At 55.0% G+C, this 20426-nt stretch carries 21 protein-coding genes and 3 pseudogenes; 10 read left to right on the forward strand and 14 right to left on the reverse strand.

Features of this window, described 5'->3' with window-relative positions:
* The first annotated feature begins 60 nt into the window (after positions 1 to 60).
* Positions 61 to 1167 (forward strand): mandelate racemase/muconate lactonizing enzyme family protein, encoded by a 1107-nt coding sequence (locus tag BSG17_RS22990; protein WP_089827726.1) that lies wholly within the window; start codon positions 61 to 63, stop codon positions 1165 to 1167.
* Positions 1164 to 2381, forward strand: coding sequence for a mandelate racemase/muconate lactonizing enzyme family protein (locus BSG17_RS22995; protein ID WP_089827727.1), 1218 nt, complete (start codon positions 1164 to 1166; stop codon positions 2379 to 2381). Before BSG17_RS22990 ends, BSG17_RS22995 begins: the two co-directional genes overlap by 4 nt.
* On the opposite strand, the gene BSG17_RS28790 is transcribed toward BSG17_RS22995, so the two are convergent.
* Both BSG17_RS28790 and BSG17_RS23000 read right to left on the reverse strand, forming a co-directional pair.
* On the reverse strand, positions 2344 to 2553 hold the full coding sequence (locus BSG17_RS28790) for an NAD(P)-dependent oxidoreductase (protein WP_394327987.1): 210 nt from the start codon (positions 2551 to 2553) through the stop codon (positions 2344 to 2346). The two genes, BSG17_RS22995 and BSG17_RS28790, sit on opposite strands and share 38 nt — an antisense overlap.
* Entirely contained in the window at positions 2469 to 2957 is a 489-nt protein-coding gene (locus BSG17_RS23000) for a Rossmann-fold NAD(P)-binding domain-containing protein (protein WP_394327986.1), read from the reverse strand. Before BSG17_RS23000 ends, BSG17_RS28790 begins: the two co-directional genes overlap by 85 nt.
* Positions 2958 to 3095: 138 nt before the next feature.
* Here BSG17_RS23000 and BSG17_RS23005 point away from each other — a divergent pair, with 138 nt between their 5' ends.
* A complete protein-coding gene (locus tag BSG17_RS23005) occupies positions 3096 to 3872 on the forward strand; it encodes an IclR family transcriptional regulator (protein WP_244531683.1) in 777 nt (258 codons plus the stop codon).
* Between the two features lie 967 nt (positions 3873 to 4839).
* Here the strand turns inward: BSG17_RS23005 and BSG17_RS28085 are convergent.
* The 4 genes and pseudogenes from BSG17_RS28085 to BSG17_RS23020 form a co-directional block, all read right to left on the reverse strand.
* The gene (locus tag BSG17_RS28085; RefSeq protein WP_244531684.1) at positions 4840 to 5049 is read right to left on the reverse strand and encodes a hypothetical protein; all 210 of its coding nucleotides are present in this window, start codon (positions 5047 to 5049) and stop codon (positions 4840 to 4842) included.
* Positions 5050 to 5079: 30 nt separating this feature from the next.
* Entirely contained in the window at positions 5080 to 5430 is a 351-nt protein-coding gene (locus BSG17_RS28090; RefSeq protein WP_244531686.1) for a recombinase family protein, read from the reverse strand.
* A 346-nt stretch (positions 5431 to 5776) separates the two neighbouring features.
* Positions 5777 to 6773, reverse strand: a pseudogene (locus BSG17_RS23015) (IS630 family transposase).
* A 259-nt stretch (positions 6774 to 7032) separates the two neighbouring features.
* Positions 7033 to 8493 carry a YfcC family protein gene (locus BSG17_RS23020; protein WP_089827729.1) on the reverse strand — a complete coding sequence of 487 codons (1461 nt, stop codon included), beginning with the start codon at positions 8491 to 8493 and terminating at the stop codon, positions 7033 to 7035.
* A gap of 736 nt (positions 8494 to 9229) precedes the next feature.
* Here BSG17_RS23020 and BSG17_RS23025 point away from each other — a divergent pair.
* Positions 9230 to 10030, forward strand: a complete 801-nt coding sequence (locus BSG17_RS23025) for an IclR family transcriptional regulator (protein ID WP_089827730.1) — start codon at positions 9230 to 9232, stop codon at positions 10028 to 10030.
* Between the two features lie 242 nt (positions 10031 to 10272).
* On the opposite strand, the gene BSG17_RS23030 is transcribed toward BSG17_RS23025, so the two are convergent.
* Complete coding sequence (locus BSG17_RS23030) at positions 10273 to 11592, reverse strand: aminotransferase family protein (RefSeq protein ID WP_089827731.1); 1320 nt, start codon at positions 11590 to 11592, stop codon at positions 10273 to 10275.
* Positions 11593 to 11768: 176 nt separating this feature from the next.
* On the opposite strand from BSG17_RS23030, the gene BSG17_RS27345 reads away from it, so the two are divergent.
* Positions 11769 to 11936 carry a hypothetical protein gene (locus tag BSG17_RS27345; RefSeq protein WP_170864929.1) on the forward strand — a complete coding sequence of 56 codons (168 nt, stop codon included), beginning with the start codon at positions 11769 to 11771 and terminating at the stop codon, positions 11934 to 11936.
* 18 nt (positions 11937 to 11954) lie between these two features.
* On the opposite strand, the gene BSG17_RS23035 is transcribed toward BSG17_RS27345, so the two are convergent.
* Positions 11955 to 13175 (reverse strand): pyridoxal phosphate-dependent aminotransferase, encoded by a 1221-nt coding sequence (locus BSG17_RS23035; protein ID WP_244531685.1) that lies wholly within the window; start codon positions 13173 to 13175, stop codon positions 11955 to 11957.
* Between the two features lie 104 nt (positions 13176 to 13279).
* Positions 13280 to 13603: pseudogene (locus BSG17_RS23040) on the reverse strand (transposase); the annotation flags it as partial.
* Here BSG17_RS23040 and BSG17_RS23045 point away from each other — a divergent pair.
* The 3 genes and pseudogenes from BSG17_RS23045 to BSG17_RS23055 form a co-directional block, all read left to right on the forward strand.
* A pseudogene (locus BSG17_RS23045) lies at positions 13571 to 13756 on the forward strand (IS5/IS1182 family transposase); the annotation flags it as partial. The pseudogenes BSG17_RS23040 and BSG17_RS23045 overlap by 33 nt on opposite strands.
* A 448-nt stretch (positions 13757 to 14204) precedes the next feature.
* Complete coding sequence (locus BSG17_RS28795; RefSeq protein ID WP_394327988.1) at positions 14205 to 14612, forward strand: oligopeptide/dipeptide ABC transporter ATP-binding protein; 408 nt, start codon at positions 14205 to 14207, stop codon at positions 14610 to 14612.
* Between the two features lie 26 nt (positions 14613 to 14638).
* Positions 14639 to 15757 (forward strand): mandelate racemase/muconate lactonizing enzyme family protein, encoded by a 1119-nt coding sequence (locus tag BSG17_RS23055; RefSeq protein WP_170864930.1) that lies wholly within the window; start codon positions 14639 to 14641, stop codon positions 15755 to 15757.
* Positions 15758 to 16053: 296 nt separating this feature from the next.
* Here the strand turns inward: BSG17_RS23055 and BSG17_RS23060 are convergent, their stop codons facing one another.
* The 4 genes from BSG17_RS23060 to BSG17_RS27675 form a co-directional block, all read right to left on the reverse strand.
* The gene (locus BSG17_RS23060; protein ID WP_089827734.1) at positions 16054 to 16779 is read right to left on the reverse strand and encodes a fumarylacetoacetate hydrolase family protein; all 726 of its coding nucleotides are present in this window, start codon (positions 16777 to 16779) and stop codon (positions 16054 to 16056) included.
* Between the two features lie 27 nt (positions 16780 to 16806).
* Positions 16807 to 17019: a hypothetical protein gene (locus tag BSG17_RS28800; RefSeq protein ID WP_170864931.1), complete on the reverse strand. Its 213-nt coding sequence runs from the start codon at positions 17017 to 17019 to the stop codon at positions 16807 to 16809.
* Between the two features lie 209 nt (positions 17020 to 17228).
* On the reverse strand, positions 17229 to 17588 hold the full coding sequence (locus BSG17_RS27670; protein WP_211609303.1) for a hypothetical protein: 360 nt from the start codon (positions 17586 to 17588) through the stop codon (positions 17229 to 17231).
* 87 nt (positions 17589 to 17675) lie between these two features.
* Positions 17676 to 18101: a hypothetical protein gene (locus tag BSG17_RS27675; RefSeq protein ID WP_211609305.1), complete on the reverse strand. Its 426-nt coding sequence runs from the start codon at positions 18099 to 18101 to the stop codon at positions 17676 to 17678.
* 344 nt (positions 18102 to 18445) lie between these two features.
* Here BSG17_RS27675 and BSG17_RS23070 point away from each other — a divergent pair, with 344 nt between their 5' ends.
* A complete protein-coding gene (locus tag BSG17_RS23070) occupies positions 18446 to 19177 on the forward strand; it encodes a tyrosine-type recombinase/integrase (protein WP_089827735.1) in 732 nt (243 codons plus the stop codon).
* A gap of 30 nt (positions 19178 to 19207) precedes the next feature.
* Positions 19208 to 19609 (forward strand): tyrosine-type recombinase/integrase, encoded by a 402-nt coding sequence (locus tag BSG17_RS23075; RefSeq protein WP_089827736.1) that lies wholly within the window; start codon positions 19208 to 19210, stop codon positions 19607 to 19609.
* Positions 19610 to 19942: 333 nt separating this feature from the next.
* Here the strand turns inward: BSG17_RS23075 and BSG17_RS23080 are convergent, their stop codons facing one another.
* Positions 19943 to 20395, reverse strand: a complete 453-nt coding sequence (locus BSG17_RS23080; protein WP_089827737.1) for an OsmC family protein — start codon at positions 20393 to 20395, stop codon at positions 19943 to 19945.
* Between the last annotated feature and the right edge of the window lie 31 nt (positions 20396 to 20426).

Here is a 20426-nt window from a genome sequence, read left to right on the forward strand (position 1 = left end):
TTGGTAACAGTTGTTGCCGTGGGGTGAGGAAATTTATGTGATAAACGCGCCGTTGCAGTCGTGAGAATCACACAGGTAGAGTCCTTTCCGGTGTCAATACCGCTGGAGTCGCCGGTCTCGTTCTCGAACCGGACGCTGACGTACCGTGACCACGCCATCACGTACGTCCGGACCGAAGACGGGTTGGAGGGCGTCGGCTACTCGCTCGGCTACGAGGGTGCGGATCTCGTCGCTGCGGCGGTGGAGTCCCTCCTCGAACCGCTACTCGTGGGTGAAGACCCACGGGACACCGAACGACTCTGGCACGAGATGTACGACGGCAACGTCCAGATCGGACGTTCCGGGCTGTTGCTCCGTGCCATCTCGACGGTCGACATCGCGCTGTGGGACCTGAAGGCGAAAGCGGCAGCGCAACCACTGTACAAACTGCTCGGTGGCTACGCCGACGCGGTTCCGTCGTACGCGAGCGGCGGCTACTACCGCGACGACAAGGGCCATGAAGGGCTGCGCGCGGAGATACGCCGGTATCTCGACGAGGGCCACGACACGGTCAAGATGAAGGTCGGCCGACGGTCGGTCGCCGAGGAGGTCGAGCGCGTCGCCGCGGTCCGCGACGAGGCCGGACCGAACCGGCGGCTCCTCCTCGACGCCAACGGCGTCTGGTCGTCGTCGACGGAGGCCATCAGAGCGTGTCGTGCGTTCGAACCGTACGACCCGTACTTCATCGAAGAACCGGTGATGATAGACAAAGTCAATACGATGGCCGAGGTGAACGACGCGCTGTCGTACCCAGTCGCCACCGGCGAGTTAGAGGGGACGCGGCACCGCTTCGCCCGACTTCACGACAGCGGAGCGGCGACCATCCTGCAACCGGACGCGACGGTATGCGGAGGTATCACCGAGTGGCTCAAAATCGCGAACTACGCAGCGGCGTACGACGTCCCCATCGCGCCGCACTACAACTGGAACCTCCACGCGTCGCTACTCGGTGCCGTCGAGAACGGTCTGTTCATCGAATACTTCTACCGCGACATGGACGTGAAGGTGTTCGACGACATCGTCGTCGACCCGCTTCAGCCGGACGACGACGGGATGATTCCCCTCCCGGATACCCCCGGACACGGTGTACAGCTAGACGAACGCGCCCTCCACAGATTCAGCCAATGAGAGACTACTCACAACAGACGACGAACCGCGACACAGACCGAGACGTTTCGATCACCGGGATAGAATCCTGCGTGGTCGAAGGCAACTTCGAGTGGAACCTCATCAAGGTAAAGACCGACGCCGGCGTAACAGGCATCGGCGAGTCATATCGCGGTGGGGGCGTCCCCGAGTTGGTCGAGTACACGAACCGCTTTCTCGTCGGTGAAAACCCTCTGGACGTCGAACGGCTGGTCCGGCACATCTTCCAGGAGATGTCCGGCCACGGTGGGACGACCGGGAAGGTCGTGACGGCGGCGTCAGGTATCGAGATCGCGCTCTGGGACGTCGCCGGTAAGGTTCTCGACCTCCCGGTGTACCAACTGCTCGGCTCGAAGTATCGCGACGAAGTGCGGATGTACTGTGACTGTCACGCGGGAGAGGCATACGCCGTCGAAGACGGAGCCACCGCGTACGCCGAGACCGAGGCGTACTCCCCCGAGGCGTACGCAGCGGAGGCTCGTCGCGTGGTCGACATGGGGTTCTCCGCACTGAAGTTCGACCTCGATCTGGCGGCCGACAACGACAACGACCCCTACAACGGTCGGCTCACCAACAGCGCCATCGCGGAGAAACGTGACATCGTCGCCGCCGTCCGCGAGGAGATTGGCTACGACGTCGACCTTGCGTTCGACTGCCACTGGGACTACTCCGTCGAGAGCGCGAAGCGACTGGCTCGGGAGCTAGAGGAGTTCAAGCTGATGTGGTTGGAGGATCTGATTCCGCCGGAGAAGATGTCCGCGCAGATCGAGGTGACGAAGTCGACGACGACGCCGGTCGCGACGGGCGAGAACCGGTTCCGCGTCTTCGAACTCACCGACCTCCTCTACGAACATGGCGTCGACATCGTCACGCCGGATCCGACGACCGTCGGAGGACTCGCAGAGACGATGCGCATCGCCGATAGAGCCGAGGAGAACTACATCCCGATGTCGCCGCACAACGTCTGTAGTCCCGTCGGAACGATGGCGTGCGTCCACCTCGGGGCGGCAGTGCCGAACTTCGACCTCCTGGAGTTCCACGCACTCGAAGTCGATTGGTGGGACGACCTGCTCGTCCGCGACGACCCCCTGATTCAGGACGGCGTCATCGAGGTGCCGGAGGCACCGGGGCTCGGTATCGAACTCGACGAGGCAGTCGTCAAGGAGCATCTTCTCGAAGGCACCTCGGGCTTCTGACCGAGCGCGCGATTCTCGTCCTTTCGTCGACCGGCCCGCCTTTGGCCGGCGAGTTCTGAACACCGAGCGTCTCGACATCGAACCTCGCTAACCGACGAACGACCGCCTCTCCGAGCGACCCCAGGCCGACGACGGTGACAGTACTTCCCGCGAGTTTGGTGAACGACTGAATGCGTCGCCACTCTCGCCGTCGCTGCCGTCGGTAGCCTTCGTCCAGCCCCCGGACATGAGAATCCACCCGAACACATGTGCGGCGATGTTCGGCCCGTGCACCCCTGAGGCGTTGGTCACCGCCACGTCGTTCGCCTCGAAGCTGTCGAAGGGAAGGTGATCGACTCCGCCTGTGATACACGCGAACAGCCGAAGGTCTGGTGCTGCTTCGATGAGCTCCTCGTCGAGCTGCTTTCCGGTGACCACCGTTGACTTGGCGACGAGTCGGAGCTGCTCCTCGGGGGTCTCCGCGAGTCTGACCGTGTGGTCGGGTAGTCGCCACCGAAGCGTATCAGCATACTCGATGGCTGGAATCCCGTGTGCATCGTGGGGCAGAACCGTTAGTGTGATTCGTGGTGTCGTCATCGTTTTGGGGATCGTGTTCGTGGCTGCCGTGTAGCAGCGACGACTACTAAACTGTCCGTCACCGGGAGTGTGAGATACACTGGTGCGCTGTTCGACGATGTCGAACATGTTTTATTCGTATAGATGAGATTACCGTGCATGGCAAAGACAGGCAGCGGCGATGTGCCGGATACGGTACAGACAGCGGAGACACTGTTCGACATCGTGCAGTGTGTCAAATCGGGACAGGGGAAGACAGTCACGGAGGTCGCGAACGAACTCGATTACGTGAAGAGTACGGTCCATCGGCATCTCCACACGCTGGAAGAACTCGGGTACCTCGTCCAGCGTGCGGACGGCTACCACGTAGGGCTACGCTTCCTCGATCTCGGTGTGACGGCCAGAAACAGCCACACTGGCTACAAGCTCATCCGGGAGAAGGTCGAAGAAGTTGCCGAGACGACGGGTGAGCGCGCGCAGTTCTTCGTCGAAGAACACGGAGAGGCGGTGTATCTGGCACGGTCGGTCGGGGAGAACGCCGTCCGTACGGACCCTGGACTCGGGAGCCGGATCCCGCTGTACGCGTCGTCTGCGGGAAAAGCTATGTTGGCGAAGATGCCGGAGCCGATGTTGTTCGACTACATCGAACAGGTCGAGTTCGAACAGCTCACGCCGAACACCATTACCGACTCTGAGGTACTTCTAGCGGAGATAGAGAAGATCCAGGAACGTGGCTACAGTTTCAACCGACAGGAGACGCTGCGCGGGACGCACGCCGTCGGCGTCGCCGTCGGTGACTCGAACGGGGGAGCCATTGGGGCGGTCAGCGTCACCGGACCGTCACACCGGTTGAAGGGGGACCGATTTGAGAATCAACTGCCGGATCTCCTTCTAGGGGCAGCGAACGAACTCGAACTCAACATTGCCTTCTCATGAGGTGAGCGCCTGTCCCTCGATACGGGCACTCCTGTTCTCTTAGCTACTCTCCTGCCCGTACAGGCGTCTGATAAACCCAGGGCGTCTCCCTCATGTTCGATAGTGCTGAATCCCACTCTGATTGGACCAGACGGACAATCACGTAAGGTCAGACGACGCGCTTGAACAGTCTCCTGAGTGGTAACCCTGTAGATAAATCGTGACATCATTCTCGGCAGACTCAGCAACAGACATTACATATTTAGTAATGTAACGAAATACCGCGGAACGAGCGAAATCAAGAGAGAACCGTCTCACGTCGCGCGAATCAGCTGCTCGATCAAGTCGCTCGGGACGGTTCTCACCATCCGTCTCTGACCCACCGTTGTTCGACGACATCGAACACCAAGTGCGGGTCTTCGACACAACCCGGTCGCATCAATGAGGCGCGTACCCGGATAACTCCGATAGCGACAAAATCGCGATCGCCGCCCCCTCTAAATATATCTACTTAGATATTAACGCGCGAGTCTATCTCGTCTATTGTCACAGCAGAGGCCTCTCCCTTAAGGTTCAAAAACCCACTAGAATCGTTAAAATGCCGAATTTTGTACCACTCTCTTTTCATCCTGTCTTTTTCGATGAACTAGACCCCATTCTGTGAACTAGTGTCTTTGATGCGCGCGATATAGGTCAATCGTCACTATTCTTTTCTGATTTTGTATTAATCACGTTCAATTGTTTTGGTCTTTTTGGAACCCTACCGATAGAAATTGTACTGCAAATACTATCCAATTTGTTTTATCTATTCTGATCAAGTACTCAGTGAATTATCGACCTGGACAGCGCGCTCGCTCCTCAAGGAGCAACTATTCGATCGGCCGACTCACCCTTGTCGCACCAGATACATTGCGGTCTCAAGCCCCTATAAATATCCATCACGCACTTTCTAACAGGACCTAGAGAAGTTAGTGCGACAACAACAGACTCAGAGCCCGTATAGTTCGCCGCGATTGAACTCCCGATTAATTGTCGACGGTAAGGTCTCCAACCGCCGGGCGGCTTTGCGCTTGCTCAACTCGTCTTTCTGTACCATCTCGAGGACGCTTACGACGTCGTGGGAATTCTCGCCCTCAATGAGAAAGCCGTCATCCTTCTCAAAGCCGAGCGGAGTCGGGTGGTACTCGTCGTCTTCCATCCGTGCAGTCAGGCTACCTTTGGTTCGCTGTTAGGCCATGTTCGCTACAAGTTCGGCAAACACACCGAACAGTTGGAACAGCGCCGTCTGACAGGGGTCGTCATCGCCGGCTCGCAGCACCATGCCTTCGCTGATGATGTGCAATTCGACGCCGGCGTCGGCGAGGCGGGAGGCAGTCTGATTGAGGTCTCGGATACTCCGACAAATAAGTGAGATACTGTGAATCACGACGGCGTCGAGTGTCCCGGCTTCGACGTCGCTCATCAACTTCCGACAGCCCGAGCGATTGGTCGTCGTCCCGGTGCTCTTGTCACGGTAGTTCCGTAGGTGGGCGAGATCAACGTCGAGCTCCCGTTCGGCATACTCGCTGGTGCTACTCAGTTATCGACTGAGACTCTGGTCTTCCGTGCTGACCCGCAAATAACACCCGATGGTCGCCATCGTTTCGTGCAGGGGGTGGTAGTATATGAAAGACATTATACACATATAGTCTGTACGAGAACGCCCGTTCTCATACAGGTTATTGACTGAACCGGATCGAGTTTAGGAAAAGGATTGAGACAATCACTCTATCTACTCTCCAGGAGTTGTCAGAATTTGCGTGCAACAGACAGAAGGTACATGTTTCATTCCACTCATCGAAAGAATACTTACGTTTCGTCAAGCGAGAAAAATGTCCGTCAGCTATATCCAACAAATCACGCTTGAAGCGGCACTATCGTAGTCATTAGAAGTAGTTGCTCACACTAGGGATAGGAAGTCGATCAAGTGCGCTGTCGATCGCTGTGTTGAGTTCGTCGAGAGACTCAAAGAATCGGTTGCCAAGAGCGTCTTTCAGTTGTCTCCAGCACTCTTCAACCGGGTTTAATTCCGGTGAGTACGCCGGCAATCTCACGAGGGCGAGGTCGTCACGGGCCGTCAGGTCCGTGACGGACGACGCCCGGAAATACGGTGCACCATCGAGTACGACGGTCAGATCTTCTTGGAATTCTTCACACAATGTGAGAATGAAATGCTTCGCATGATCGGCAGTTACGTACTCCTCGAATCGTGAGAAGAAGCGATCACCGTTCTCGGTGGCCGCGCCGAGTAAGCACGTCCAGTCACGTTGCCCAGCGAGTTCGACCGATGGACGCGTGCCGCGCGGAAACCACGCGGCACGCGGCTCAACTTGCACGGATGTCTTGGTTTAGTCGATACAAACTATCGTGGCGTCCATCTCTCGTCGCTTTTTCGAGTTCGTCGTGAAACTCGTCTCTGTCTTCAGGCTCGGCTTCGGCGGCTGTTCGACGAGGGTTTTGGTAACTCAATCCCACTTCTTTCATCAACCGCGGGCAGTTGGGGAGTGAGTAGTCAATGTCGAACGTTTCTTCGAGGAAATCCTTGAGGAGCGCCGGCGTGGTCGCCGGCGCGTTGATCCCTGCTTCAGTTGGTGGCTGCTGAAGCTTTTCTTCCAATTACTTCTGTTGTTCCTCGGTGAACTTACGTGACCTTCCTGACCGATAATCGTCCTGAACAGCCTACTCAAGCGGCTCGAATCAGACCCGCTTGAGCCAGGTGTGAATTGTCCGTCTCTGCACACCGTACCACTCGGCAAGTTCAGTTTGTGTGACTCCGTTTTTGTACGCAATCGCTGCAGTAAGCCGTTGTGTCGGCTTCTTTCCTTCAACTTCGTCGAGCGTCAACTGAAGTTTCTCGACAGATATTTTGTCGAGATGGTCCATGAGTAACCACTAACACTTAGGTAAAAATTCTAATGCCTACTATAGAGCTTCACTACACGCCAGTTCACGGCAGCTGGCTAAACATGGCTGAGATCGAAATCAACGTCCTCAGCCGGTAGCGTCTCGACCGCCGCATCCCCGATGCAGTGACCCTCCGATAGGAGGTCGCTGCATGGGTTGGAAACTGAAATAAAAAGAAGTCTCGATTAACTGTTAATTCACAACTGAGGATGCTCGAATCAAATCTCGTTTGCTGGAATTAGAACGGCCCCAGACCGATTGCCACACCAATCCCAACAGCGCTCATGCCGATAAGTATCTGTACGACCAATAATTTCCAGGTGAACTGAAGCCAGCGTCCGTAGGGAATGTTTGCGATCGAAATCATTGCCATTGTCGGACCGAGGGTCGGGATAAACATATTAGAGAATCCATCTCCATATTGGAATGCGAGGACTATAACCTGGGCTGGGATCCCGACGATCTCGCCGATCGGAACCAGAATCGGCGTCACGACAGCAGCTTGACCACTTCCAGAGGGGATGAAAAAGTTAACCACAGACATGAGAGGAACCATCAATGAAGCAGAAACCACAGGAGACATGTCCTTCAATGGCTGTACAAGAGCCCAGATTACGGTGTCAAGGACGGCACCATCTCTCAAGACGACGATAATACCGCGTGCGAACCCGATAATTAATGCAGCATAGAGTAGGTCTTGCGCACCGTCGATAAAGTTTGAAACTATTTCGTCTCCACTCATTCCATAAATCACCCCGACTAGAATCCCGGTAACGAGGAAAAGCGTCGCGATCTCGTTGATATACCACCCATACTGTGTCACGCCAACTATCAGCATGACGATTGCGAGAGCGAAAACTCCCAGTACGGCCTTATGGATTCGTTTGAAGTCTATCTCCGATGGGTCATCTTCGAGTTCGAGATTACTGTAATCCAGATCACTCACGTAACTCTCTGAGGGAGATTCTTTTACTTTCGAGGCGTAGCGGTAGATGTACCCGATAGTAACGGTCATCGAGAGCACCCAAAAGATAGCCCGGTACCAGAGACCAGAGTAAATTGGAAGACCAGCAATTCCCTGTGCGATACCTACAGTGAACGGGTTGAGGGGTGCAGATGCGAATCCGGCTGCAAGTCCCAGTAACACCATCGAACAGCCAACGATCGCATCGTAGTCGAGGCTAAGGGCTAACAATACCGCTAACGGGACAAACGGGATCACGCTCTCGTAAAGTCCGGCCACACCTGCTATTACACCAAAGAAGAGTGGCACACAAATCAGGATTAGGTACTCCCGGTTACTTTCTTCGAGGCGAGTTACGATCCCTGACAGCGCTGCAGTGATAGAACCAGTCGCTGTTATCAGACCAAAGGCGCCTCCGATAATGAGGACAAAAAAGACGATTGACGCGGCGTCTATCAGGCCAAGCTGGACTGATTTCAGCATCCCCATGAACGAAACTGGGGGCTCTTGGATATAATGAAAGCTTCCTGGGACGATCACTTCCCGCCCCTCGACCATCTTCCTTTTATACTCACCTGCTGGTATAAAGTGAGTTGATACTGCCGCAATTCCAATGATGGCTGTAATAAGGACGTATGGATCTGGGATCTTTTCCGCTATACTAGCTGCCAGTGAGTTTTTTTGGGACTGTCCTCCAGGTTGACTTGTCGCATCTTCAATATTTTGCTCTGACATTAATCTGTTGTGAACTCAAGATCAATTGTAACCGACGACCACAGTTCATCGTTAATGTTTATCTTCATGAGATCCAGTTGAGATCTTTTACTCCAGGAATATAAACGTTTTGGCCCAATAGTGTATATTAACTGATTGGATGTTGGACATTCGCGATCGTGTTAAATACTCTGATTATCGTAGCGAGTTCGGCGACTCGAGCCGGTCATTTCACGTTAATTGAAGAGTCACGGTTAGTCGTCCATAGTGTTGTGACCGTGTGACGTGAGTTTAAGACGCGGTCTATCGACGCAAATGATAGCTAGACTCATGCCAGAGGTGACCTGAAGCGGCAGTTGACTCTCTATTTGATGAAGAAAGAACGTCGGTTCTCGAATTTTGAACCGAAGCATTTGATTTATCCAAATACGTTGTGGTCCTCGATGATGATACTTGTCATGGAACATTCTCGAACAGTACTGTGTGTAATGGAATTGGTCGGCTAGAGATTGGGTGAGACTTGGCGCGTCTGCCTGTTACAGACGTACATGTCGCAGTTTGAGTTCTCCTACTGTACTAAAGCAACATCGTCGATGTACTCGAAGTGTGGGGTGACAATACTAGAGATGTAATGGTGAGGAAGAGACAGCGTTGGACCCCGGCAATAAGTCCACACACAGTCTTTCAGCAGGCTTGTCGTGGTATCTATGTTTGAGATATGCAAAGCCTTATCATGGTATGTAGTAGTATTTGTCATATGGTGGATGACCTCGATCAAAGCACACCCCGCCGGATCAAATCTATCCAAAATGCAAACCAGTTACTGAAAATCGTTCAGTCCCACTCTGACCCAACGCTCGATGACATCTGCGAAGAAGTGAGTCTATCGAAGGGCAGTGTTTGTACGTATCTCAAAACACTGGAGGAAGAAGGACTCATCTCGTGTACAGATGGAACGTACCAACTTGGATTGGACTTCTTGATCAGAGGCGAGAGCGTTCGGAACCACATAGACCTGTATCGGGGGGGTATGGAGGTTGCTGATGATCTCGCAGAACGGACGGGCGAGTGGGTTCATCTCACGATTGAGCATCGTGGTCAGGAACTCACAATCTACGAAACTGGTGGAGACAAGGCAATTGCCACGGATTATCATATTCAGATGCGTGAGGTACTTCAATATCTCCATAGTACGGCTGCTGGCAAGTCGATGCTTGCGCACTTCGACAGGGATTACGTTGAGAAGATAATCGACCAGCATGGTTTGGTCAAAGAAACCGAGCACACGATCACAGATCGTGATACACTATTTGAGGAACTTGAGCAGGTACGGGAATTGGGATACGCAGTTAACGCTGAGGAAGTAATTAGAGGTCTTCGGGCGGTCGGTGCACCCATTCATGGTGAGAACAATGAGTTGTGTGGGGCGATTAGCTTGACCGCCCCAACAAGCCGGTTGTCCGGCGAGAACTTCGAGGACCGTATTCCAGAACTCGTGATGGAGACGTCCAACATCATCGAGGTGAATCTCGAAACGGCGTCAATGCAAACCCACTAAGACCTGTATTTGAGCTATGCAAATGGTTCGTCTTGACCTACTCAGAACCCCAGCAGTTCTGCTTGTGTTCATGTACTTCGTTCCCTCTGCCGTGTGTTCCTGACTATAGTGTTCCCGGGGGTTCTCACTGTTCTTTCTTATTCCGTTCACTAATGCCCTGTACGAAAGTGGCATCGGTTGTTCAAAAAATAGTCCGATTACAGGGTGAAATAGTACCCGATCAGTTTCGGGCCTATCCGCCGTCAGAAGACCTCGTCAATCGTCTGATCGAGTACCGTGACGGCAGTGTCGATATCCTCTTCAGTAGTACAGAAGGGAGGTCCCATAATCACTTGGAACGCAGGTCGGCCGGGTCCAAACATAACTCCATTCTGCTTTGCTTTCTTGATGACTTCTTTGACTGGGTTGGGTCCATCCTCGACGCGAGGGTCGAAAACTGGATCACCGGTCTCGGGATCGACGAACTCAACAGCAGCCAAGAGCCCTCGACCTCTCACTTCGCCCACTACGTCGTGGTGGGTTAGGCTTTCGAGTCGGTCGTGCAGAACTGGGCCGAGACGGCGAACGTTGTCCATGAGGTTCTCGTACTCATCGATGGCTGCTAACCCTGCAGCACAGGCGAGCGGATTTCCGGCGAACGTTTGGCCAAAACTGAGGCCTTCCTGTCGAAGATAGGATGCGACATCATCGCTAACCAAAACGCCTCCAAGGGGAACATACGCGCTTGTCACACCCTTTGCGAAGGTGATCATGTCCGGTTCGATGTTCTCCGTTTCGCTTCCGAACCATTCCCCACAGCGACCGAATCCGGTGATGACCTCGTCGGCTATGAGAAGGATGTCGTACTTGTCACAAAGATCCTGTACTCGCTCGAAGTAACCTGGCGGCGCTGTGTATGCTCCGCTACTTCCTCCCACAATCTCTGTAACCAATGCGGCTATTGAATCCGGTCCCTGGTTCAGAATGACGTACTCGAGATGGTCTGCTGCTTGTTCGGCCAGTTCCTCCGGCGAATCGGCGTCGAATGGGCTCTGAGATCCACCAAGCGGGGGAAGGAATTTGGTCTTATTCGTGGTCGTTGCGTGTGATTCTACCGAGAGGCGTCCGTGAGAATCTCCAGTCAGCCCTCCGGTTGCATACGTCGAACCGTGGTATGAACGCCATCGTGACAGCACCGTCGATGCTCCCTGGTAGTCTCGTGCAATTTGAATCGCCGATTCGTTGGCTTCACTCCCCGATATCGAGAAGTAAACATCCGAGAGCGATTCCGGTGCAATGTCTGTGATTCGTCTGGCCAGCTCGGTTCTCACGTCGTTACCCTCAGCAGACGAGACGTACTGAATCCGGTCGAGTTGCGACCGAATACCGTCGATGATGTTTTCGTTACTGTGTCCAGCATTGACACAGTACAACTGAGACGTGAAATCGAGGTACTCCTCCCCCTCTTCGTCGTACACGTGTGTTCCGTCGCCTTTCTCAAGCGAGAGTGGTTCGTCCCCCGGCGTATTCCAGTGAGGAATAGTGGGGTTAGTGTCAGCTCCAGGTGTCTCTGGGTCTAACATAGTAACTCACTTTTGGGCACGCTATGTTAAATCTAGGGGCAACCCTCTAATTTCACAAAAACATTTTAATAATATGGATTCAGCACCAACCCGAAATGAGTAGAAAAGTCCATACAGAGTAGTCTGACCGCAGCACACTGATACTCGGTTCCGATGAACTCCCGACCTGCATCGAGATGGACGAGGTGGTTGATGCAGTTGAGGCGGCGTTCTTCCGCTATCGCAACGGAGAGGATCTATCGCCTGCGAAATTCAATGCCGTCGTCGAAGAACCCAGCAGCGGCTTCGGTGCTATACCCGCTGCCATCGATGATTCAGCCGGTATCAAGTCGGTTGGTGATTAGTTGAACGTCGACGCCCGATTAGTCCCCCAGTTCGTCATGCGCCATCTCTTCAATACGGTTCAGCCCTTTTTCGAGTTCATCCAGACTATTCGCAAAACTCAGTCGGAGGTAACCTTCGCCAACGTCTCCGAATCCGCTCCCAGGTGCTGTGACTACACCGTAGTTGTTCAGGAGCTTTTTCGCGATTTCCATGCTGGACCCCTCGAACTCACTCACATCGAGAAACACGTAGATTGCTCCGTTGGGTCGCGGACAGGAGACTCCCGGTATCTCTGCGATGCGGTCAACGACGAAGTCACGTCGTCGTTCGAAGACGTCGTACATCTCTTCTATAGAAGATTGGTCTCCAGTGAGCGCAGTGAGTGCAGCGTGTTGAGACACGCTGGATGCACACGATGTGGTGCTCTGATGGATGGTTGTCGTCGTATCAATGACGGTTTCGTCGCCTGCAAGCCACCCGAGTCGCCATCCGGTCATTGCGTATTTTTTTGAACATCCGTTGACAGTCAACACTCGTTCGGGGTGATCGACGTATGAGGCGATTCCCTCGGAAGACCCGTCGTAGACCAGTCCTTCGTAGACCTCGTCAGCTATGAGATAGGCGTTGTAGTCTGCGACGGCGTCAGTGACCCTCTGGATTTCCTCACGGTCGAAATCCCTTCCAGTTGGATTGCAGGGTGTGTTTAGCAGCACTGCCGCGGTATCACTCGACATCGCGTCGATAACTCTGTCAGCGTCGAGATCGAAGTCGTCTTCCGGTGACATCGGCACCTCAACAGGCTTCGCCCCTGCGAGCGTCGCCTGAGCGGAATAGTTTGGCCACCCCGGTGTCGGGATCAGAACGTCGTCCCCTGGGTTCACGACCGCAAGCATCGCTAAGAGCAGTGCTTCCATCGCACCGTTTGTGACGACAAGTTCACTTTCCGGATCGACATGGACATAGTTCTCGTCGGCCATCTTGTTTGCAATAGCTTCACGCACCTCTGGCAGGCCAGCATTAGACGTGTAGTGGGTCGCACCGTCATGTGCGGCATCCATTGCTCCCGAAACGATGTGCTGGGGCGTATCGAAGTCCGGTTCGCCGACTTCGAGTCGGACGAGGTCTCCCTCGTGTTCTTCGGCCAAGTCGAACATGACGCGGATCTTGCTCTCTTCAAACTGCTCTACTCGCTCTGCTATTTGGGCTGGCGTGTTCAACACTGTGACTCCCTCTCTCACTCTTGTATCTGCATCCAACATAAATGTGTCTGCCCTAGTGAATCTGTGGTAATGCCCTCAACGGGCGCATATTACACACTATTGCATTTCTTCGGCCCCGTAGTTTCGGTATACGGCGCTGGATTTCACGGATATCTCACACTCCGGTGAAGGTTGTAGACGGTAGCTTTGAGAAGCATTTCACGGAACTCCAGCCACCAGCTTCGCGCACGCACGGCAGCGCCGAGCGTGCGCTTGATTGACGAGAAGGCGGTTTCAGACATGGATCGCTGGTGGTACCGATCACTGTCCATGCGGGCGTTGTGCGCGTGATCGAGTGGGTTCATGATGCGGTGTTTGATTAGCGGTCGAACACCCTTTTCACGGAGTTCCTCGCGGAAGGCTTTCGCGTCGTATCCGCGATCAGCTGCAAGGCTCCGCAGGTCGCCCGCCGGAACGCGGGCGACCTGCTCTCGTTGGCCGCTGGCCGAGCGTACGACGGCAAACCGTTCCGCGAGGAACTCCGCAACTACGGAATTCGTCCGCTTATCAAGCATCGTATCTACTCTTCGCTTGATCTTGCGCACAACGCACGGCTGAGTTCGATGCACTACAACCGCCGCTGGATGTGGGCTGTTCAAGTACGGAAATTGGACGCGAGGCGAGCGATTCGAACTTGAAGCGAACAAGAACCACCCGATTGCACCACCGAGCATCGAAAAACGAATTCAACGGCCACTCTCCTCTGGGTCTGCAGAGCAGGAAGCACTGAGCAAGGGCCAATACGGCATTCTCGATTACTGGTTTTGGAACAACAAGTCGCTGGAGAAGATGGTTAGCGAGAACGACCATCTCGAAATGCAAGCAAAGATGAGCAACCTCCAGGAAGCTACCTGGGCAAACACCAAATCGGCTCCGCTTGATGACAAAGCCTTCCGACAGGCCTACAGCGCAGTCGTAGCTGGACTCCAGTAAGTGTTCATTGAGGAGATCTACGATAGCTTCGGAAAACGTGCTCACTCATCAATTTCGAAACTCATCAAGTTCTGGTATAACCCCGAAACACCCTGGGTGGACGACGGTAACAAAGCAGCCGTCGAACTCCTGATCAATACTGGCTACCGGTGGGAACACCCGTATTCGAAAGCATTGCTCGCGGCCACACCCGAATCGGATCCCTTCAACGACAGAGAGCACGCTGAGATTCAAGGGTCAATTCCGGACCCGATCAATCTGCCCAGTGGCTGTCGGTTCAAGGACCGTTGCCCGAGAGGAAGAACATCTGGGGCCACATCGGCCCCGAGCTTCTCGAAGCGGACGGCGAAACACGGGTTGCTTGTCATCCCAATTACAGCGAGAAGGACCGGAAACGGATGGAAACAACATTCGAATCGGTTACAGACGCTGACCTCGATCCATGGTCGGACTTCGAGGTCGTGCCCAGCGACGAAGGAACTACCCATTTCACCCAAATCTTAAAGAATACGGCGCAGTGACATAGGATGATGAAGATACAAGAAGTTACTCTCCACGAGTTTCAGTTGCCACTCTCAGAACCATTCGTGACCGCGCTGCGACCCATTCCCGAACTTGAGCGCGTCCTCGTCGAGGTTACGACGGACACAGGCTTGACTGGACTTGGAGAGGCGGCACCGAGTTACGAGGTGACCGGCGAGTCACAGCGTTCGACTGTTGCCATACTCGAAGACGTTCTTGCACCCCTTCTTGTCGGTCGAAACCCGCTGGCGATCAACACGCTGACGAAGGAGTTGAAGGACGTCGTCGACGGGGCTCCGAGTGCACACGCTGCGGTCGAGATGGCGCTGCAAGATCTCCGGGGCAAGAATGCCGGGGTACCATTGTACGAATTATGGGGTGGCGACCCCGCAGAGTCAGTGTCGATCACCGTCCCCAAAGTCATCAGCCTGAAAGACCCCGACGAGATGGCTTCAGATGCAAGCGATGCAGTCGCTTCGGGATATGACCGATTCAAAATCAAGGTCGGTGGGGATCCACAGACCGATATCGAACGAATCCGGTCCGTTCGGGAGGCGATTCCAACCCACGTCAGCCTGAAAGCCGACGCGAATCAAGGATGGAAAGATGCCAAAACCGCACTATCAGTCCTCCGCCACACCCAGTCGGATATCAACGTCATCGAACAGCCCGTCGCCGACGACAACGTGGACGACTTGTCGTTCCTCCGTTCGAGGCTTGATATCCCAGTTATGCCTGACGAGAGCGTCAAGACGGCGAGCGACGCGAGCAAGTTGGTAAAAATGGAGGCGGGAGACGTCTACAATATCAAATTGATGAAAGCAGGTGGACTGAACGAGGCTATTCGTATCAACACAGTTGCCGAGGCAGACAATCGGCCGACTCAGCTTGGGTCAATGGTTGAAGGACACGTCGGAACCGCTGCGGGGGCTCACTTCGTCGCAGCTTTCGAGAACGTCATCTGGAATGAAATGGTTGGACCATTCATGACGGAAGACGGCATCACGGACCTTCAAGTCGCTGAACCACGAATCGAGGTGGATGGACCTGGGTTGGGTGTGACGATAGACCACGACAGGCTAGAGCAACTTGCGACTAACCAGACTATCATCAGTTCCCAAAAATGAGCACTGAAGAAGCCGGGATTGACCACCGATCCGCAACCCACGACCTGGATTCCAAGACGTCCTCGACGTAGTGGGACAAGTCATTGATCTCGACGAGAGACGCCAAGAGGTATTCACGACGAATTCGACGAAAGCGATTCGTTCGACCCCCCAATCCCCGAAACTGCCTTTCTCGTCGTTACTCTCGTGTACTCTGTCGTCGCGATGTTCACTTCCTACAAACTCTGAGATCAGGCCGTCTCTGTGCGTATTCGTTTCGAAAATACTAGCCGGGTCAAATGGTGGGGGGACCCGAGTTATTCGACTGTGTGATAGAGGGTTCCAATACCTTCTATTTCGACTTCGACTTCGTCGCCCGAAGAAAGTCCGCCGACGCCTGACGTCGTCCCCGTTGAGATGATGTCTCCCGGTTCTAGCGTCATGTAGTCGGTTATCTCTGCGATCAGTTCTGGAACGGAAAAGATGAGCTCCGTTCGCGACGATTGCTGTCTCGTCTCGCCGTTCAACCGGAGTTCAATCGTCGCATCGTCTGGGACGTTCTCTACGGGGGCGACGACTGGACCCATGGGTGCAGCGCCGTCAAACGCCTTGCCTCGCACCCAGTTCTGCTCGACGCGTTGGTCATCACGGTTCGAGACGTCGTTGACGCAGGTGAATCCTGCGACGACGTCCATCGCGTTGGCCTTGTCCACGTTACGGCACTGCTCACCAATGACGACGCCAAATTCTGCTTCGAATTCGATTTGATCTTTGCCTTCGGGAAGAGAAATTTTGTCTCCGTACCCCGCGAGCGTGTTCGGAGGCTTGAGGAACAGCATCGGGCGGTCAGGAAGTTCCATCCCTTCTTCTTCAGCATGGTCCTCGTAGTTCAGCCCGATACACACGATTTTGCTTGGCTCAGATGGTGGAAGGATGTCCACCGCTTCGGGATCGTACGTGGTGACTCCGAATTCGATGCCATCACTCGTCCATGTACCGGTTCGGGTGGCTCCACTGGGGTCTCGAAAGCGAACGTGTCGCATCAATTGTTATTGATTGACTCCCCACATTTAGTCGTACCCCTTTCCCGCCTCGATTGCCTTTTCGTCGGCCCACGTTCGGATGAGACTCGACGATTTTTTCGTTGGCTCGAATTTGTCCTCCGAGGTCTCAATTTCATTCGTTCGGTTTTCTTCGATCCTGTCGAAGAACACTTCCTTGATATCGTCAGCACTGGCACGTCGAGAGTCCATTCGTGTTCTCAGACGGTCATCGAACGCCACTAGGGTGACTCGTGGGCATGGATACTCGTCGTCGACGCTGTGTTGGCGGCCGGACTCGCCCAACTAGCGAGGATGAAGGGGCTCGCGGACGTCAGTACAACCGTGCAGGAACGACTTTACCGACTTGTACTGGTTTTCGATGTCCCAGCGACGGCTGTAGCTGCTGGTGAGGTACCTGATTCCGATGGGGTCGACGTGATCGCGGTTGGTCACGAACATCGCATAGTTGCCATCAGCGTCGTCACTGGTCGCTGGCACGTACAGCTCACAGCTTCCCGGTATAGCTTGGTGAACGCAACGATATCCTCGATTTGCGTCTCTTGGACTGACGCCGCCACCTCTTCGTTAGCTGGCGTCGCGAACTGCTTGATCACCCGAAGAAACGTAGAGTCGTCACAGACATCGTTCTCATCAAGGAACCAGCCAGCTTCCCCTTCTAAGTGAGCACTCCCTTGCGTGAGGCACGCCGAGGAGAACAGATCAAGGATCTGTTCGTCCTCGTAGACTCTGTTGTCATCTCTGTCGGAGTCAAACTCGCCGAAGCCGTGTCTTCGGGCGAGTTCGACCACTTGATTCCTTCTTTCGAACGTGCGCGCGGGACAGTGCCTGCTCGACCTCATCGTCGTCGCCGTCGTCTTCATCTATGTCGATGGGGACTAGTGCGTCGGAATGACGTCGTTGTCCCGTACTTCCAGCGCAATTCCTGTTGCGGCGGCGTCGAGTGTAGTCTTGGTTTGCTCACTGAACTGCTCCCAGGCGTAGGAGATGTTCTGTTGGGTCGGTGGCTTCTCCAAGCCGAGTCGTTTCAGCAGCGGCGGGCGATTCGCGAGGCGATCTGCAACCTCGCTCTGGGCGAGGTCGTAGATCGTCTGGTAGAGGTAAACCCATGCCATCGACTCGGTTCCGAAGGTAACCTTGTGTTGCTGCCGGGCGTCCGTGAGTCCATCCGTTGGAATCGAGACTTCCGAGAGAACACGCCAGAGGTGATCAGCAGTCTCGCAGAGCTTCTGGGCGTGGATGACGATCGCCCCCGCCAGGGCGGGGGCGTCGTCGGCGACTGCGGGTGTGAGTTCGGCTTCCATCGTGTTCGGAACTCGTGGGAGTGAGCGCCATCAGCGCTTCACATTAGTCGAAGAGTGGACTTGTTCAGAACTCCCGGTACCAAGTATCGGTCACGGCGATAGCAACCGCCGTTCCATCAACGTATCAGTCGTTTAGTGGTTTGTAGAATTTGAGATCCCGAACTTGTGTGGTCGCCACGAATTAATTTTGTATACCAATATACGATTTACGAGGTCCTTATTGACTGATCTCTTGGATTACAAGACCTCTATCGCCAATATTCGGTTCGAACCATTCACGTTGCTTTAGACCAGTAAAGCAACGTGGATTGAAGCGGGTCGCCGCTGTCTGCTCAGTCGAGACCATGACCTCCAGCGAGACAGGCGATGGAACGCCCGAACCCCCGGAGTCGGACGCCGGGAACGTACGCGCACGAGAACTAAAAGACGCAATCGACCGCTACATCCGCTACAAGTCGACAGACGGGAAAGGCGAGTCGGGATACTACGTCAACTCGGCGAAGCCAGTGCTCATGCAGTTCTACAACTGGTGTCGCGACACCGGCCACGCCGATCTCTCCCGACTCGGCGACGAGACAGAGGGGCCGGACGTCATGCGGAAGTACGCCAAGCGGTTGAGCCAGCGAGAGAGCGTCGACGCAATCACCGCCGGGACAGCCCGGACATATTGGAACATTATCTCAGGGTTCATGACCGACGCTCGCGACGACGGCGACCTCAGTATCAACCCGTGTCTCCGAAAGCGGGCGAAAGACCCACTCCCTACCGACACTGACGACTCGAAACAGCAGTTCTGGGACGATGTCGCCCGTGGGCAGATCCTCCGGCACGTCGACCAGGAGGCGCATGCCGCTATTGACGAACACGGGATGGACGCCGGAACTCCTGTCCGTGACCGGGCGTTAGTCTACCTACTCGCTTACACGGGCGTACGGGGCGCTGAGGTTCTTCGGGCGTCGAAAGACGACCGTGACGGCCGGCAGGGACTCCGATGGAAGCACGTCGACCTCGAGGGCGGGAAGATTCGTGTATTCCGGAAGACACAGCGGTGGGAATGGACGCCGCTCCCCACATAGGCACAGCCCGCAGTCGAGCGCTGGAAGACGGTGCTTGATCCACCGACCGGCGAGTGGCCCGTGTTCCCGACGTCGCACGCGCCATCGCTGTACCAGGTGGCACGCGAGATCATCGGCAACGAGGCGGATCTCTCCGACATCGACGTCGACGAACTGCTACGTGAGCACGAGTGTCCGCCACCGTCGATAACGGTCGACGCTTCCCGACGGCGTATCAAGAAGATGTGCGAAGCCGCTGGTATCGAAATCGACGGAGAGTACCTCAAGTTGCACGGGGCGCGTCGCGGAATCGGACACAAACTCTTCGAAAAAGACCGCGGGGAAGCACAGGACTTACTCGGCCACCAGAGCCCCGAGACAACCAAGCAGGCGTACAGCGACCGCGTCGCCGAAGAACGGTCGGGACGTGTGAGCGACCTGCTGGACGAATGAGTGCGGCGTTTGGTCTAACTGGCTGAGTATTGGGATTCGTCACGCCGTTCTCGTTGACGGCGGGTAGGTGATACCGACGAAGACGGCGTCAAGTAATAGAGGCTAACAAAAGGATTCGGACAATCACTCTGTCTACTCTCGGGGGAGTTGTCAGAATTTGCGTGCAACAGATAGAGGTCGAGTTCGGTAGACGGCCGTCATTCGTTTCAGTCCGCCAGGGGTGAAACAGCCGTTCGGCAGGTGGGCAACTCTAACGTGGCTACCTCTGCCCACTCGACCGGTCGTCGAGCAGAGATACGGTGAGGGCTGGAAGACGTACGTTGCATACTCCGATCAAGCCACTTCGATGGCCACGTCCGTCGGAGTCGGGTTGTCGATGTTGTCGCCGACGGGACAGCGTTCCTCGACCTCCCCGCGTAACGCTTCTAAAGCCTCCTCGTCGGCGTCAGACTCGACTTCGATCCGTACGTTGATCTCCTGATAGCCTGCTCGAACGTCTTCGTCGATGCCCAGGAACTTCCGTGGGTCAAGGTCGCCTTCGATCGCTATCTTGACGCGTTCGAGGTCGATACCGCGCTCTTCGCCGACGGTGTGCACCACGACGTTGAGACAACCGGCCCACGCTCCGATGAGATATTCGACAGGGTTTGGTCCGTCGTTCGTCCCCCCTAGCGACGGTGGTTCATCAACGACGAACTCGAACTCACGCGCCTCGACGACCGTCTTCGTCTCGCTCTCACTTTCGGCTGATACCGCGAACCGTTCGATGTGGTCTGCCTCGCTCATTGAGTCGTTCGATGGGACGCCAGCTCATCAA

This window comes from Halogranum amylolyticum (assembly GCF_900110465.1).
Classification (GTDB): Archaea; Halobacteriota; Halobacteria; order Halobacteriales; family Haloferacaceae; genus Halogranum; species Halogranum amylolyticum.